Below are 16,317 nucleotides of genomic sequence, written 5' to 3' on the forward strand. Positions count from 1 at the left end.
TTGGCGAGGCGGCAAAAGAGCCGCGGCGTCGGGAACCGGGCACAAGTTCGCGGCGTTGCCAAGAATTGGGCGAAATGCCCCAGTCAGGAGCACGGTACGCAGCGTCATGTCGGAAATAACGAAAAGCCAGAAGGCCAGGCTGGGCGTTGCCGGGCTCGATAATATCCTTGTGGGTGGCCTTGCCCGCGGGCACCTCTACCTGCTCGAGGGCAGCCCCGGCACCGGCAAGACCACCATTGCGCTGCAATTCTTGCTCGAGGGCCATGCCAAGGGCGAGACCGGGCTCTATGTCACCCTGTCGGAAACCGAATCCGAACTGCGCCTGACCGCCAATTCGCATGGCTGGGAGATCGACAACAAGTTCGAAATCTTTGAACTGGCCCCGCCCGAAAGCCTGCTCGACAGCGAGCAGCAGCAGACCCTGCTCTATTCGTCCGATCTCGAACTGGGCGAGGCCACCAAGGCCATGTTCGAGGTGGTGGAACGGCACAAGCCCGACCGCATAGTGCTCGACAGCCTCTCCGAAATCCGCTTGTTGGCCCAGAGCTCGCTGCGCTATCGCCGCCAGATCCTGCTGCTCAAGCACTACTTTGCCCGCAATGGCGCCACCGTGCTGATGCTGGACGATCTGACCAGCGAAGCCAATGACAAGACCGTCCATTCGGTGGCCCATGGCGTGATCCGGCTCGAGGAACTGGCGCCCACCTATGGCGCCGAGCGGCGCCGCCTGCGCGTCATCAAATATCGCGGCCAGGCCTATCGCGGCGGCTTTCACGATTTCACCATCAAGCATGGGGGTGTCGACGTGTTCCCGCGCCTCGTGGCCAATGAACACCGCACCCATTACGATCGTGCGCCCCTGACCAGCCGCATTGCCGAGCTCGATGCCCTGCTGGGCGGCGGGGTCGAGCGCGGCTCAAGCGCCCTCGTGCTGGGTCCCGCCGGCTCGGGCAAGTCGTTGCTGACCCTGCATTTCGCCCGTGCCGCGGTGGAGCGCGGCGAAAAGGCGGCGCTGTTCATCTTCGACGAGGAACTGGGCCTGCTCTTCGCCCGCGCCGAGGCCATGGGGATCGACCTCGAGGGGCTGGAGAAAAGCGGCAACCTGCTGATCGAGCAGGTGGACGCCGCCGAACTCTCGCCCGGCGAATTTGCCCATCGCGTGCGCCACCGGGTCGATGCGGCCCAGGTCAAGACCGTGGTCATCGACAGCCTCAATGGCTACCAGGCCTCCATGCCCGAGGAGCAGAGCCTGCTGCTGCACATGCATGAGCTGCTGCAGTATCTCAACCGCCAGGGCGCCACGACCTTCATCACCGTGGCCCAGCATGGCCTGGTGGGCGACATGAAGTCGCCGGTCGACATCACCTATCTGGCCGACAGCGTCATCCTGCTGCGCTATTTCGAGGCCGCCGGACGCGTGCGCCGTGCTATGTCCGTCATCAAGAAGCGCAGCGGCCGTCACGAAGACACGATTCGCGAATACCGCATCGGCAGTGGCGGCATCGCCATCGGCAAGCCGCTGGAGGATTTTCAGGGCGTGCTGCGCGGCGTGCCGACCTATACGGGCAGCAGCGATCCCCTGCTCGGCGCTGAGGGCGATAGCCGCTTCGGGCCTGCCAATGGAGACAACCGGGTGTGATCAGGTCTGAACGCGCGCTCATTCTGGCGCCCCGCGGCCGCGACAGCGCGGTTGCCGCCGGGTTGCTCGTCGATGCCGGCCGCGCGGCCGATGCATGCAGCTCCATAGCGGAGGTCGTGGCCGGCCTCGAACAGGGCGCCGGCCTTGCCATCATTGCGGGCGAAGCCCTGCAATATGCCGACCTGACCCCGCTCAAGCGCTGGATCGACGCGCAGGAGCCCTGGTCGGACTTTCCCTTTGTCATCCTCAGTGAGCGCGGCCAGACCCCTGACCTGACGCCGCTGATCGCGCAACTGCAGGTGATCTTGGGCAATATCATCGTGCTGGACCGCCCATTCCACCCCACGACCCTGCTCAACGTGGTCGACAATGCCCTGCGCGGGCGGCGCCGCCAGTACCAGGCGCAGCACTATCTCGAAGAAATGCGCGAGGCCGAGCAGCGCCTGCAGACCGCGCTGCTGGCCGGGCGCATGGGCTCCTGGGAACTCGATATCGCCGAGCACCGGCTGACCGGCTCGGATCAGTTCATGTCCAATTACGGGCGCCGGCACGGCGATGCCTTCCTGTTTGCCGACCTGATCGAGGCCGTGCTGCCGGCCGACCAGCCGCAATTCCAGCGGGCCATGGATGACGCGATCAATACCGGCGCCGACCTTGTGCTCGAGCACCGGGTGCGCTGGCCCGATGACAGCCTGCACTGGCTCGATATCCGCGCCCGCGTATTGCCCGATCGCTTCGGCCGACCGCAGACCCTGGTGGGCGTGAGCTCCGACATCACCCAGCGCAAGGCGGCCGAGGCCGAACGCGAGCGGCTGCTGGCGGCGATTGCCGCCGAGCGCGAACGCACCCAGCAGGCGCTGCGCGGCGAGAGGGCCCTGTCCGGCCTGCTGCTGACCAGCGTGCCGGCCGGCATTGTGGCCTATGATACCGACCTGCGGGTGACCATCTGGAACCCGGTGATGGAACGCATTTTCGGCCTGCCGGCAGCGGCCGTCCTGGGGCGACCGCTGGCCCGCGTCATCGGCGATGGTCAGCATGACAGCATCGAGCACCGCCTGCGCGATGCGCTGGCCGGCATTTCCGGACCGATCGAGGAAATCGAGCTGACCACCCAGACCAGCGGCAATGTCGTGCTGGAAAGCCAGCATGCGCCCTTGCGCGGCGGCGAGGGCCAGATCGTGGGCGGGGCCGCCTTTTTCCGCGAGATGACCGAACGCCGCCGCGCCGAGGAGCAGTTGCGCCAAGCCCAGAAGATGGAGACCATCGGCCAGCTGACCGGCGGCGTGGCGCATGACTTCAACAATCTGCTGGCCGCCATACAGGGCAATCTCGAACTGCTGCGCAAGCGGCTGCCCGACGATCCGCAGATCCAGCGCTTCATCGACGGCGCCCTCAAGGGCGCGCATCGCGGCGCCTCGCTGACCTCGCGCCTGCTGGCCTTTGCGCGGCGCCAGGACCTCAAGCCCGAACCGACCGATCTCAGCGCCCTGCTCGAGGGCATGCGCGGTCTGATGGAGCGCTCCATCGGCCCGCTCATCACCGTCGACTACGCCATCACCTCCGACCTGCCCCCCGCCAAGGTGGACCCCAACCAGCTCGAACTGGCCATTCTCAACCTCGCCGTCAACGCCCGCGACGCCATGCCCGAAGGCGGCAGGCTGACCTTTGCGCTCGATCAGCGCGACGGCGACGCCGAGCTGCGCGGGCGCTATCTGCGGCTGCGGGTCAGCGACACCGGCACCGGCATGGATGCCGCCACGCTGGAGAGCGCAATTGAGCCATTTTTCTCCACTAAGGAGCTCGGCAAAGGGACAGGCCTCGGCCTCTCCATGGTTCACGGGCTTGCCGTCCAATTAGGCGGCGCCCTGCGGCTCAGCAGTAAATTGGGACAGGGCACCACGGCCGAGCTATGGCTGCCCATATCGTCTGACCCCGTCGAGAAAGCGCCAGAAATGCCAGCAGAAACCGTCACCGCTCCGGCGGCCTCCACGATACTGGTCGTGGACGATGACGCCCTGATCAATATGAGCACGGTCGATATGGTCGAAGACCTCGGCCATACCGCCCTCGAAGCCTATTCGGGCAAGCAGGCGCTGGAAATCCTCTCCAGCGGCCAGCGCATCGATGTGCTGATTACCGACTATGCCATGCCCGGCATGACCGGCGTGGAGCTGGCCGAGCAGGCCAGGGCCCTGTGGCCGGACCTGCCTGTGCTGCTGGCAACCGGCTATGCTGACCTGCCTTCGGGCACGACCACCGACCTGCCGCGCCTCTCCAAGCCCTATCAGCAGGCGGAGCTTGAAACCCAGATTTCGCGGCTGCTGCTCGGCCGCGCCGGCTGAGGCGCGGCCAGCCGGCACCCGGCTGAAAATCGTTACGAGAGGTTGCGCCGACCGCTAGCGCAAGCCGGTCTGCTCCAGCAGGCCGGCGCGCTTGGCGTCGTAATAGTAACCGCGGGAATAGAACCGCACGGCCTGGTCATGATTGCCCCGCGCCGTCATATAGGCGCCCGCCAGATAGCGTACCGCATAGCGCAGATTGGTCTCGGCATCGAGCAGGCCCGCTGCCGAACCTCGATAGCCCATGCCCTTGGCGGTGGCATGGCTGATCTGCATCAGCCCGTAATAGGGCCCGTTGCGCGCCGCCGGATTGTAATTGCTCTCGCGCACGATGACGCGGCGCACCAGCGCCTCGGGCACATCATATTGCTGGGAATAATGGGCGATCAGCGGATCGAGCGAGGCATTGGCATAGCCCAGCGCGCTGGGCGCCGCGGGCACCACGGCAGCATCGGGCACATGGCCGGCCGGCGTCGCCGGAGTGGCAAAGCTGGCCAGGGCCGCAGTAGCCCCGCCAGGGGCCGGCTTGAACGAACTCATCGAACAGCCTGAAACTGCCAGTGCCAGCAGCGTAATTGCGCCCAGGAGCCGTGTGCCGCTGCCGATCGTCGTTCTATAAGCCATGCCAACACTCTAGCAGATTTATCCCTGTGGCGCGATAGGCGCCAAAAACGGCAGACTGATGGCAGGTTCGTGGCGGGGGATATGAGGGGGTCGCAGTACGGCTGTGTCCAAGGCGGGGGAGCCTGTGTCTCTGCGAAAATCTGACGGGGCGGGCTGAGGGAGACAGCGCGACGGCTGACAAGGCGGCGGGGCGGGGAGAAACGAGAGCTGTACGGCGGTGAGTGCCATGGTGGGGAGACAGGCGTATCCCGCCCACCGAAGTCGGCGAGTGACTGCCTCACGCTGTCTCCTTGCCCCTAAGCCAGGCCCGCCCCAAGCCCGCCGCCCCACAAAAGGACGAAAACCCCCGTTGCGCCCATCACCGGCTTTGGTTAGGTTGCGCCCTGTTCAGCCGGGGCACGTCCCCGCGCCCACGGATGCACCCGTAGCTCAGCTGGATAGAGCGCTGCCCTCCGAAGGCAGAGGTCTCGCGTTCGAATCGCGACGGGTGCGCCAATAATTTCTTTAAGTACATCAATGGTTTATCGGATAAGGCTGCGCGAGCTGGCGCGCTGCCTGTCGATGGCTTGGCAACAGAATGGCAATAGAACCCGCTCCGCTCCGCTCACATCACTCAGCCCTGGGTACCAGGAAAAGTTGGAGCCATCGCGTTCTCAGCACTGACGAACTCCGCGAGGATCGGGTCTACTGCGATCGCCGCCGCGTCCAGGCCAGGAAATAACCCAGCGCTACGGCGTAGATCACGGTCTGCGGCAGGATACCGAAGGTGGCGTTGCTCACGCCCAGCGTGAGCTGGCCCGTGGTGAGCAGGAGTGATCCAAGCACCGTTGGCCGATCTGGGCGTGCCCGGCGGCCGACCAGCAGGAGCAGCGGCGCAGCCAGCAACAGCAGCCAGGCCAGCAGGCCCATTGCCCCTGCCATGGCGGCAAAATTGGCCCAGTCGGCATGCAGGTTTTCGAGACCAGTGCCCAGGACCAGTTCGGGGAACAGGGTCTGGGCTGTCACCATGATCTGCCCCAGGCCGACGCCGACCACAGGAGACGTCCTGAGGATTTCGATGGCCGACGCATAGAGTGCCGCCCGGATGTCGTCCGAGCCGCCGGTGAAGCGAAAGATGTCCAATCCGCTTTGCACGATGCCGGCGACCCGGGCATTGCCGCTGCCCACCAAATAGACGATGAGGCCGACAGCAATGCCCGTGCTGATGAGGAGAGCAATGCGGAACAGGTTGTCTCGCCACAGCCAGACGGTGAGCGCCACCATACCGACCGCTGCCATGGCGAGCGTGCCAAGCATTGGTCCGCGCGAATCCGCAATCACCGCACAACCAAGCCCGAAGACCGGCCCGAGCAGAAAGAGATAGCGCCATGGCGCCCCGCTCGAGACCACACCCACCAGGGCCAGACATCCCGACATCGCTGCCAGCGTCGCATAATGGATTGGGTTGTTGCCCAGTCCCGGCCGGTAGACACCCAGCAAGAGATGCTCGTAGGCGCCGCCAACCAGGGCAATCAATGACCCGACAAGACAGATCATTGCAAACACAACGGGGCTAAGCACCCACGCGGCCGGCCGTGCCAGCAGGCCCAGCGCGATGGTCGCGAGCATAGGCAGGACCAGCACGGGCGCCAGGAGGTCCGGCGGTCCGCGATAGACGAAGGGCAGGGCCGCCGCCACCAGCAGAATCGCTGCCAGAATGGCCAGTGACGTGGGATGCGAAAACGTGGCCCGTTGACGCCAGCCGTAAACCAGGAAGGCCAGCATTGCAGCGACCAGAGCGGCATAGGCACCTATATAGGCCGGATAGCCAGGTGGCAGGATGGTCACGGCAACGGCAATTGCCAGGAGCGCGCTGGCGAGGCTGGAGAGCACTGGTTCGGTCCTGCTGCTTACTGGATCGCCCATCGATCACCCGGCTGCGGCGTTCGCCCAATAGCTGTTTGCGGCTGCTTCGTCAAAATCATCGGCCAGCCCGCCATCTGTTCTAGGAAGGAAGTGCATGGTGTTTCATGTCTCAGATTGGTGGAGCTGACATTATCTGGGTTGACCGCTTGATCCTGGGGCCTTGCCAGCACTTCGCTACATGCGCCGGACCGCCGCGCCATCGGCTTGTCGACCAGCGCCGATCGGCAAGCATTCAGCCTCCGGAATAGCGGCGGAGCAAGGCGCGATCAACAGGGCGACGTCAAACGCGACGTTGGCTTTGCGCGAAGCGTCGACATGCCGAGGCCTCGGCCATTGATCCCTTGCCATCAGTGCAGGAGGAGCTGCGCCGCCGAATGCAGCGTACCACACTTACGCGCATGGATCCGCACAACACCGGGCTGCGCGGCAGCCGCCGGGTGTCGATCGACACTGGATCGACCGTCGCCTCGTGCGCCGGCTTTCAGTGCGGCCGAAAAGGTTCTTCACCGGGCGCACCGCGGACGGGCAGGCTGCCGTGCCGCGTTGGCTTCATCGCGGGCGGCCCGACAGATTTGCTACCGGTGCCTGAACGTCGGTTGTCTGGCCGGAAGCGGCATGGCCGCCTCGCGAGACAGCGCCGATCATCGCGTTCCAGGAATGCTTGGACAGCTGCGCAACGACCGACAGGGCGCCGCGGCGCGAAGGCATGTACCAGGCGAAGAAAAGCACGCGGATCACCCAGGCAAGCCGGCCGGTAAACTGGAGCCGATAGAGTTCGGTGATACCCCGCTGGCCAGCCAGTCCGGCCGCTTGTCCGAGGCCACGGAAATTGAAACCTCTGACGGATTGGCCCCTGATCGAGCGGGCAATGTTGCGCCCGACACAATCGCCCTGCTTCATGGCCCACAGGGCATTGGCAGGACAGGGCTCGCCGGTGTCGGGATGCGGGACGGCGGCAATGTCGCCGGCGGCCCAGATATTGTAGCTCCCCCGCACGCGTAGATCGTCATTGACGATGACTTGCCCTGCCGCGTTGCGCGGCAAGGATTCTGTGCCCGGCAGGACACGGAAACTTACCCCGGCCGCTACGACCGAAAGATCGGAAGCAAGGGTCCTGCCATCCGCTAGCTCCACCTGGTCTTCCCCGATCCGCGCCACGCGCTTGCCCTGATGGAGCTGCACGCCCTGTTCGACAAGGGTGCGCGTTGCTGTCTCGGCTATATGGTTGAAGTCGGGACGCAGGGTCGGCAGCAGCTGTTCGCTTGAGGAGACGAGATGGATATTGACCTTTCCTGCCCGGCTTCGGCCGAAGCGGGCGGCGAGCGCAGAGGCCGTTTCGACGCCGGCGAGGCCTCCGCCTACCACGACGACGTTTCGCGTCCTGGCCGCAGCTGCCGTCCAGCCGTCAAGCCGCCCCACCAGGCTCTGCATGTCCTCACAATCCTTGACGCACCAGCCGTGCTCGGCCAGCCCGGGAATTCGGTCGAACGGATCCACGGATCCCGCGGCAATCACCAGGTGATCGAAGCGGAGGTCCTGTTGACCTTCTGCGGTCTTGACCTTCAGGGTTCTGCCGGCAAGGTCCGCTGAAACCACTTCGCCTTGCATGAAACTGCGGCCCAGCAGCGGCGCAAGTGCGGTCAGGGTGCTGGCCACCGGCAAGTCGCCGGCCAGCACTTCTCCGGTCCAGCCGTGATAGGTGTGATGCCCATCCCGCGAGACCAGGATCAGCTCCACGTCACCACGTGCGACAAGCGCGCGAAGTCGGGACTGCAGTGCGGAAAAGGCGTGCAGGCCGGCATAGCCGCCGCCCAATATGACTACGCGGCGCATGAGACCAGCTCCTCTACCGGTGCTGCAACAGTCCGCGTCGGGGCGTCGAGGATCAGCTTTCCGAATGAGCGGAAAGGTGCCAGCTGAAACCCCAAATGCTGGTGCTTGATGGAGAGCTCCAGAATATGCTCGGCCTGATCCACCTGGGCTTCCCCCATGCAGAAGTGGCCCTGATGCCCGGAAAGCGCCAGAAGCATGGTCTCGGCGAGACACGCATAGGCAAGCTTGGGCGCGAGTGCGATGGAGCCGCGCAGGTCGAAGCCGGGGATCTCAACCAGGCCGCCATCGACGATCAGCACATCCGGGCGCTCCACCAGCAGTTTTTCGTCGGTATTGCGGGGTACCGTATCGTCGAGGACTATCGCGCCCCGTTTGAGGTGTTCGCTGCGCAGCAGCGCATCGGGGGATGAGGTAAGCAGCACGACAAGATCGGCCCTGGACACGTCAGCCATGTCGGTGCTGACGCTGGCCTCGACACCGTCGCGGCGCACATCGGCAGCCAGCGCGAGAAGGCGCTTTTCGTTGCGCGCCACCAACAAGAGCCGGCCCGCATGCTTGCGGGCGTAGAGCCGGGTCAGGCATGAGCCTACGCTACCCGTGGCGCCGACAATGGCGATCAGCGGATCGCGGCCCAGCGAAGCCGTCAGCTTCTCCATCGCCTGCAGGGTCATGGCAGCCGTAAAGGCGTTGCCATTGGTGACGCCGATGTCCTCGCGTTTGGCGAAGGCCTTGCCGCCGACCGAGGCCGGAGCGGTGAGGGCCCCCAGGCCAACCACGGATGCTCCGAGATCACGCGCCATGTCGATCGCCGCCGAGATGCGCGCCTGCACTTTCGTTCGGGGCATGGTCAGCAGCTGGCTTGGCGTAAGCGGGACGGTAATAATCCTGCCCATGACTTTGCCAGGCACGTCAACGCGAGACATCTTGCCGGTCACCATGGGCGGCACCGGCAAATGCTTCAAGGCGGTCCGCCAGACCACTTCCGGCACCAGGGCAAACGGCCGTCCGAACAGAATACCCATATCCGAACGCAGCGTATTTCTGGGATGTACCAAGAACGCAAAATCAGACTGCATAACCAACCCCGCCAAGTGGTTGCGCCGCTACAGGTCGACGCCGCAGGAAGGGTTTTAGCACAAATTTTAATACAATTTAACCAAATCTTAACACAGTTTAAGACTTGGTTAATGCTGGTTCGCAAGTCACCTCAATACGAATAGGCCAGCAATATTCATGTTCGGCGCAAAGCGCGACCGCGCAGCAACAAACGCTTAAGTCTTGTGTGCTATGGTACTGCGTTAGGATATTTCGTAGCGCCTCGCACCAAGTCGGTGGCGGCCGGCCAGGACTCTCCCGGCCACTCGCTTGAACATCACCGGGCGCCACAGTGGGTTCGAGGCAGGGCTGTTCATGCGCGCAGACGAGCTAGACATCTTCGACTTCAAGGGCCTCGCGACTGCTTTGGACGACAAGGCGGACTATTCCTTGCGACGGGCCCTGGAAGCAGTGCGGGTTCATCTGGGAATGCAGGTGGCCTATGTCTCGGAATTCGTGGAGGATCGCACCTATTTCCGCGAAGTCGATGCGCCTGGCCTCGAGTATGTGATCAAGCCTGGCGATTCAATGCCGCTTGACTACGTCTACTGTCGGCACATCCTTGAGGGCCGCCTTCCGGAGCTGATGCCGGATGTTCTCGACGAGCCGTTCGCGGCCAGCATGCCCTTCACCACGGACATGGGCATCCGCGCGCATATGAGCGTTCCCATCAAGCTGAACGATGGGCGAACCTACGGCATGTTCTGCTGCATCAGCACCGAGCCGCAGCCATCGCTGAACCTGCGCGACCTCAAGATGATGCGTGCCGTGGCCGAGTTGACAGCCGTTCTGATCGGACGTGAAATCGACGCCACGACCGAGCATCGGGGCAATCTGGAGCGTATCCAGAAGGTCCTCGACCACGACGAGCTGTCGATCGTGGTACAGCCGATCATTCGGATTGCCGATCATCGCCTGCTTGGCTTTGAGTGCCTGTCACGCTTTGCCGGGCCGGAAGACTGGACGCCAGACATCTGGTTCAAGATGGCCGCTTCAGTTGGACTGGGCGTCGAGCTCGAGATGAGAGCAATTCAAAAAGGCCTGGTGCTGCTGGACCAGTTTCCCCGCGATCTTTACCTGACCTTCAATGTCTCGCCGGACACCGTAACCTCTGGCGCTCTCGCCCACGCCATTGCCAGAAAGCATGCAAAGCGGGTTGTCGTCGAAATCACCGAACATGCCAGCGTTGACGATTACGATGCGCTCTGCAGCGCCCTGAACGAACTTCGCGTCAACGGCATTCGGCTCGCTGTCGACGACGCAGGCGCCGGCTATGCGAGTTTGCGCCACATCCTGGCGCTGCAACCGGACATCATCAAGCTGGACATAAGCCTCACTCACAACATCCAGGACGACCTGGCGCGTAACGCCCTGGCGGCCGCGCTGGTGCATTTCGGTCGCGAGACCAAGAGCCAAATCCTGGCGGAAGGGGTGGAGACAGCGGTCGAACTCGAGGCCCTGCGCAAGCTGGGGGTGGGGACCGCGCAGGGATATTTCCTCGGCAGGCCGATGCACCCCGGCGACGCCATGGCCTTGGTTGAGCGGCTGAGCATCGCCACGTCCCCTTTGCCCCAGCGGTTGCTTCGAAGCGCAAGCGCCACCAAGTGACGCAGAGCCACCACCGGCCATGGCACGGTCCGTGATCACCAACGGCCTTGTCCGCCATTTGCCCATGGCCATGGGCCGACCGAAGACGGGTCCGGTCCGGCTGCGCCCGAGGGACAGGCGCCTCGGTTGACGCCAGCAGAAAGATGTCTGCATCATAACTGGATGACCCCAGACGAAGCCGACCAGCGCATCATCGTCAGTCGAGGGACCCTCGCTGCCTACATTCAAGGCATCCAGCAGACCGGGGTCTATCCCATCGCCGATCTTCCTTTGGTCCATGAGGAGATTTGCCTTCTTGAAGCCATCGCCGAGAAATACCCTAGTAAAGGTATGCAGGTGCTCGAACTGGTGACGTGGTGGACGGCATTCGAGGCCAACGTGCGCGGCAAGATGCACTGACCCTTTGCCGGTCTGATTTCAGCCCGGATATCGGCGGGGCGCGTAACCGGGACCGTGTCGTTGATGCTTGCAAGGACAGGTGAAGGGCACCGCGCCGTGGCGCATGGCCTCCCCTGCAACCAATCGGTGCGGACCATCATTGGGATAAGTCGCGGGACATTCCGATGCCTGGGAACGACGAAAAGAGCTTCCTCGGTCCGAAATCCAGGCGCGCCCCGACGTGCCTCTACATCGTGCTGCAAAGTCGTGGAGCCTGGTGGGTAGACAGGGAAGGAAAGTCGCTGGGTCCTTATACAACGAGAGACGAGGCGGAAAGCGGCGCCTTTCACCTGATTGCGGTCTTTGGCGACCCGGCACGTCCAACCGAAGTCTGGTCTCGCGACGACGCCGGCAAGATAAGGCTGATCTGGAAAGGCGACATCAAAGCCTGACAGGCCAGTGCAAGGGGAAGCTGCCGGCGCCTGCCACATGGTTCCCGATACCATTGCGCCCGCCCAATTACGTCACCAGGTGCCAGAGCGAGAGCCCGACCACCATCAAAAGAGCGGTGCTTGCCAGTACCAAGCCGGCAAGGGTTCCGTATCGCGCAATCGTCCTGGTCTTGATCATCCCACGTTCCCCATCCGCGTCATGCCGAAACGACGCACCGCTTCAGCCATCCCAAGTCGCGGCTCACCGTGGCTTCCACCTGAGCCCGCCGCCCGCGGATCATTAAGCGGGCAGGCGTCCCCCGATAGTTGATCAACCGTCTATTGATTGCCAAGGACAAGCACCAAATCGGCAAATTCAATGGCCCCGCGTCCAGATTGCCGCTGGAGACAAGAGGGGGAACAGGGCCGGACAGTGTTTGGTCGAGGTCCCGTCCGGTGCGATGTCCACCAGGTGTCCTACTGCACGCCCGGATCGGCTGCCAGGCCATGGCACGGTCCATGCGGCACTGTACCGGCGGCGGATACCAGCATGGGCGTGGCCCCGAACCGGCCCAACGCCTGGCTCCCCTCTCCTTGACCGTCCCGCGAGGCGCCCGGCCACGGCGGTAGAGGTCGCCCGTTCTCGGTCCTGACCGTCAAGGTTGACGCCCGGCGGGTCCGGGGTGTCCCGGGCCTGCTGCGTATGGCCGCGAATGGGATCTACGCTTCGGCTCGAGGCTTCCGGCCGCGCTTTTTGGTCAATGCGGGTGCTGCTGCACCCGTCCGGCCCAGGCCATTGGACTTCGCCAGCGCAGACCGGATTGCGGCATAATTGGAAGCCACCATCGGATAGTCCGATGGCAGTTTCCACTTGGCGCGATATTGATCGGGCGTCATGCCCAGGACGCTCAGGTGCCGCCTGAGCGACTTGAACTTCTTCCCGTCGTCCAGGCAGATGATGAAATCCGGCGTGACTGATTTCCGGATCGGCACCGCCGGCTTGAGCTCTTCCGCCTGCTCCCTGGCGGGGGGCGCTGACAGCGAAGCCATTGCCCGATGGGTGCTGGCGATCAGCGCCGGCACGTCTGCGGGTGATACGGCGTTGTTGGCAACATAGGCGGAGACGATCTCGGCAACCTGCTCAAGGCGGACGGCATCGGTCATGCTAGGCTCAGGAGTGTCACTCATCGATAGGGCCTTCTCCGGCAAAACCTGGCAAATCTGCCCAGTCGTTGGCGCCTGGTCCAGTGCCTGGACTGTTTTCGGTTCGTCTTTGGCTAAGAGAGCATTAGCACGTCGGGCGAACCGTCCAGTGCTTTTGTCGGTTTGTCCACGACATCCAGGCTGACACTGCACCGACCGGCTGCAACGCCGAGATCGCGCCCTGGCCGGCCCCTTCCGGCCACGCACCTGCGTTTCGCCCAGCGAGGATACGGGCCGCGCCGGGACGATTGAAGTCAGCCCGCCGCCAAAGGGGGGAAGCAGCGGCGGTGGATCTGGCTTTGCCGGCACCGTGGTCAGGGCCTAGGGGCTGGTCACCTGGAGGCGGCCCTCGGAGTCGATGGCCACCAGAGTAACGGGAATGCGGTGCCCCAGCTCTTCGTCGACCAGATAGAGTTCTTCGGCAGCAAAGGCGAGGTCGAGGTCAGCAAAGCCATAAACATAGCCGTGACCATCCGTGATTTTGACCGCAACGCGACCCGCCTCGATCCCGTCGGCATAAGCCAATGCCCATCCATGGAACATCATGATCTCCCCCCGACTGGGCATGTGATCCGAGGGCGGGAAAAAAGTCCATGCCCTGCCGGGCCGGAACCGGTCGATACTGGCGATATTGTTGTGGATCAAGTCAGCCTCGCGGCGGTGCTGCGCATCCGGCCTCAGGGGCGGCGGCCTTGCGGCGGATCGGTCACGGCCGGGCGGACGGGTCCTCAGGCCCCCCATGCACCGGCGGCGCGCCCCGGTCCGATTGGGCCGCCCATCAAGCGCCTCGTCGCCGGTAGGGTCCGCGCCGGCATGCGGCCCGATCGATCGCCTGCCGGCCGCGCCGGTTGCGGCCGGGGCCGGGCCTGCGTCGGCGCTTTGGCGTTATCGATCATTTGCCCACGCCGCCGGCTCCTGCCGAGGTCCAGGCCGCGCCACCCACAGTGCGCGCCGCCGGCGTGGTGCTCATTGCACGTCCCGCCCTGCGCAGGATCACCGCAGGCCGTCGCCACGCCCGCTGACCACGCCACCTGCCTTCTCTTGAGGCGGCGCGCCATGCCTGGTCGCCGAACCAATGCTGGCGACCAGTCAGGCCGGACAGCAGGGCTCTCACCGCACAACCGTCGCCGGAAAAGTTGATTGCCGCCCAATTACTGCGCGCAGCCCAGTCCCAAGGGATCGAGGACTTCCCTGCTGCGCCGAGCAACAATGAAACCGGGAGGGCCTGGGCAGGCGTTGCAAAAAAAAGACTCTCCGGGCATGCCGAGAACCACAACCTTAAAGTCCGCTTGCAAATGCATCGAAATGGTTCTAGCTAAAAACTACTTTGGGGACGGGGGCGTCTGTCGATGCGGGGTTTGGCTTTCAAGCTAATTCTGGCGCTTGCCAGTATTTGGGCTGTTTCGGCAAATGCGGCGGACCTGGGATATCACCAAGGTGGCCTGTGCCAGAGTTATGGGCAATCAACGCTCGCATCGCTTGATTCCAGCACTATCAATCAGACAGTAGTGGCCAATTTCGAGAGTGCTCGTGGCGCCATGTCAGATCCGCGCGTTCTTGCCAATCGCCGGTCAGCCTATGTTTGGGCAATGGAAGCGCGCTGGGCCTGTGAGGCTGCCGCAGGTTATCTCAAGAACGGCACCCTGGACGAAGAATCGATTCAGAAATGCGACTGCTTTTACCGGCGGTTCATTTCGTTTCGATAGTCTGTCGACTGCATAGAGGAATTTGAAGAATGCGTTATGCAGTGTTTGTCCGGGCGCTTTTGGCTGGCGTTTCCAGTCTGGTCTTGCTGGCGCCAGTGCAGGCCATGCCGCTGCATCAGGCCGTGCAGGTGGCGATGGAGTCCAATCCCGAGATTGGCCAGGCCGTCCAGAACCACGATGCCACCGGCTTTGAACTGCGTCAGGCGCTCGGTCTCTATGCACCGCGCATTGATCTGGACGCATCGGCCGGCGTGCAGTTGCTCGATTCTCCCAGCCGTCGCGCTGCCGGTATCGGCAGCGATGTGCTCTATCCGGCCCAGATCGGGGTGTCGGCCACTTTCGATCTGTTTGACGGCGGCTTCCGCGATGCCGAAGTGGCGCGGCAGGCGGCGCGCGTCGATGGCGCGTCATATCGCGTGCTGGAGCGAAGCGAGTTCATCGCCCTGCAGATCGCGCGCGTCTATTACCAGGTCCTGCTGCAGCACCAGATTGTCGAATTGACCCGACAGAACGTGGCTTTCCATGAAGCCATGGTCAGCGATGTGGCGGCGGCGATCGAGAGCGGGCAGTTGACCGAGGCCGACCGGTTCCAGGCCATTGAGCGGATGGCTGCATCCCGTGCGCGGTTGACCGAGGCGGCCGTCGAGCTCGAAGCGGCCAATATCGAGTTCAGAACCTATGTCGGCATGGCGCCCAATGGCGTCACGCTGCCCTCGCGTCCCGGTTCGGCCCTGCCGGCGACCCTTGAAATGGCGATCGCCAAGGGCATCCTGACCAATCCGCGCATGCTGACGGCAGGGGCCGACATCGATGCTGCGGCGGCCCTGGTTGACCAGGCCGAGTCGGCCTTCATGCCCAAGCTGCAGCTTGAGGGCCGGGCTGCGACTGGCTATGACCTGTCGGGCTCAACCGGATTGACCAATGACCTCAGTGCAAGGTTGACGCTGCGGTGGAATATCTACGACGGCGGCATCAAAGACGCCCATGTCCAGGAAGAGCTGCGGCGTGAAAGCGAGGCCAAGCTGGTCTTTGACCAGTCCGCGCGCGAGGTCGAGCAGGCCGTCCGCGAGTCGTGGTTGCGGCTGCAGAGCCAGGGCGAACTGGCCAGGGCCTATAATGAGCAGCTGCAGTCCTCACGCGAGCTGATCACCTCCTATCGCGAGCAGTTCAATATCGGCGAGCGCTCGCTCCTCGATGTACTGGATGCGCAAAATACCAGGGTCAATGTCCAAATCCTCCAGCAGACCGCCTTGTACAGCGTGATGTTTGCCGAGTACCGCCTATTGGCCGCCAGTGGCGATCTCCTGGCCTATATGAATGTCAAGGCGCCCAAGACCGCTTCTTCAAATACCCGTGCCGCGCTGGAGACGCCGTCCTGGGAGAATGCCGCGCCCTCGCTGCTCAAGCCTTTGCATCTGCCCGGCATGTAGTCGCCCGCCGGGGCCGCTGCGAGTGCGTCGACGTACAGTCAGCCCGATTGCGGCGGCCCTGGTTCGCGATCGCCGTTCCTCGCCCGAGCGCGTGCCGGCCGATGCCACGCAAGTATCCGGGCCGCA

General features: G+C 63.8%; 12 protein-coding genes, 1 tRNA gene and 1 pseudogene. 8 read left to right on the forward strand and 6 right to left on the reverse strand.

Features of this window, described 5'->3' with window-relative positions; all coding sequences use genetic code 11:
- The first annotated feature begins 106 nt into the window (after positions 1 to 106).
- Positions 107 to 1,639, forward strand: a complete 1,533-nt coding sequence (locus ACLI1C_RS02075) for an ATPase domain-containing protein (protein ID WP_411395195.1) — start codon at positions 107 to 109, stop codon at positions 1,637 to 1,639.
- The gene (locus ACLI1C_RS02080; protein ID WP_411395196.1) at positions 1,636 to 3,981 is read left to right on the forward strand and encodes a PAS domain-containing protein; all 2,346 of its coding nucleotides are present in this window, start codon (positions 1,636 to 1,638) and stop codon (positions 3,979 to 3,981) included. The genes ACLI1C_RS02075 and ACLI1C_RS02080 overlap by 4 nt, the downstream gene beginning before the upstream one ends.
- A gap of 54 nt (positions 3,982 to 4,035) precedes the next feature.
- On the opposite strand, the pseudogene ACLI1C_RS02085 reads toward ACLI1C_RS02080, so the two are convergent.
- Positions 4,036 to 4,383: pseudogene (locus ACLI1C_RS02085) on the reverse strand (transglycosylase SLT domain-containing protein); the annotation flags it as partial.
- Between the two features lie 637 nt (positions 4,384 to 5,020).
- Here ACLI1C_RS02085 and ACLI1C_RS02090 point away from each other — a divergent pair.
- Positions 5,021 to 5,097, forward strand: a tRNA-Arg gene (locus ACLI1C_RS02090).
- Positions 5,098 to 5,286: 189 nt separating this feature from the next.
- On the opposite strand, the gene ACLI1C_RS02095 is transcribed toward ACLI1C_RS02090, so the two are convergent.
- The 3 genes from ACLI1C_RS02095 to ACLI1C_RS02105 form a co-directional block, all read right to left on the reverse strand.
- Positions 5,287 to 6,474 carry an O-antigen ligase family protein gene (locus ACLI1C_RS02095; protein WP_411395197.1) on the reverse strand — a complete coding sequence of 396 codons (1,188 nt, stop codon included), beginning with the start codon at positions 6,472 to 6,474 and terminating at the stop codon, positions 5,287 to 5,289.
- Positions 6,475 to 7,056: 582 nt separating this feature from the next.
- On the reverse strand, positions 7,057 to 8,340 hold the full coding sequence (locus ACLI1C_RS02100; protein WP_411395198.1) for an NAD(P)/FAD-dependent oxidoreductase: 1,284 nt from the start codon (positions 8,338 to 8,340) through the stop codon (positions 7,057 to 7,059).
- Positions 8,328 to 9,362, reverse strand: a complete 1,035-nt coding sequence (locus ACLI1C_RS02105; protein WP_411395199.1) for a polysaccharide biosynthesis protein — start codon at positions 9,360 to 9,362, stop codon at positions 8,328 to 8,330. The genes ACLI1C_RS02100 and ACLI1C_RS02105 overlap by 13 nt, the downstream gene beginning before the upstream one ends.
- Before the next feature lie 343 nt (positions 9,363 to 9,705).
- Between ACLI1C_RS02105 and ACLI1C_RS02110 the strand changes: the two genes are divergently transcribed.
- The 3 genes from ACLI1C_RS02110 (at position 9,706) to ACLI1C_RS02120 (ending at position 11,873) form a co-directional block, all read left to right on the forward strand.
- Entirely contained in the window at positions 9,706 to 11,043 is a 1,338-nt protein-coding gene (locus ACLI1C_RS02110) for an EAL domain-containing protein (RefSeq protein ID WP_411395200.1), read from the forward strand.
- 162 nt (positions 11,044 to 11,205) lie between these two features.
- Complete coding sequence (locus tag ACLI1C_RS02115; RefSeq protein ID WP_411395201.1) at positions 11,206 to 11,442, forward strand: hypothetical protein; 237 nt, start codon at positions 11,206 to 11,208, stop codon at positions 11,440 to 11,442.
- A gap of 164 nt (positions 11,443 to 11,606) precedes the next feature.
- Complete coding sequence (locus ACLI1C_RS02120) at positions 11,607 to 11,873, forward strand: hypothetical protein (protein ID WP_411395202.1); 267 nt, start codon at positions 11,607 to 11,609, stop codon at positions 11,871 to 11,873.
- A gap of 699 nt (positions 11,874 to 12,572) precedes the next feature.
- On the opposite strand, the gene ACLI1C_RS02125 is transcribed toward ACLI1C_RS02120, so the two are convergent.
- Positions 12,573 to 13,016: a MucR family transcriptional regulator gene (locus tag ACLI1C_RS02125; protein ID WP_411395203.1), complete on the reverse strand. Its 444-nt coding sequence runs from the start codon at positions 13,014 to 13,016 to the stop codon at positions 12,573 to 12,575.
- Between the two features lie 360 nt (positions 13,017 to 13,376).
- Positions 13,377 to 13,601, reverse strand: a complete 225-nt coding sequence (locus ACLI1C_RS02130; RefSeq protein ID WP_411395204.1) for a hypothetical protein — start codon at positions 13,599 to 13,601, stop codon at positions 13,377 to 13,379.
- Positions 13,602 to 14,413: 812 nt separating this feature from the next.
- Between ACLI1C_RS02130 and ACLI1C_RS02135 the strand changes: the two genes are divergently transcribed.
- The gene (locus tag ACLI1C_RS02135; RefSeq protein ID WP_411395205.1) at positions 14,414 to 14,761 is read left to right on the forward strand and encodes a hypothetical protein; all 348 of its coding nucleotides are present in this window, start codon (positions 14,414 to 14,416) and stop codon (positions 14,759 to 14,761) included.
- A gap of 29 nt (positions 14,762 to 14,790) precedes the next feature.
- Positions 14,791 to 16,191: a TolC family protein gene (locus tag ACLI1C_RS02140; RefSeq protein ID WP_411395206.1), complete on the forward strand. Its 1,401-nt coding sequence runs from the start codon at positions 14,791 to 14,793 to the stop codon at positions 16,189 to 16,191.
- Positions 16,192 to 16,317 lie beyond the last annotated feature (126 nt).

It is taken from the genome of Devosia sp. XGJD_8, assembly GCF_046614475.1.
In the GTDB taxonomy this organism is placed as follows: Bacteria; Pseudomonadota; Alphaproteobacteria; order Rhizobiales; family Devosiaceae; genus Devosia.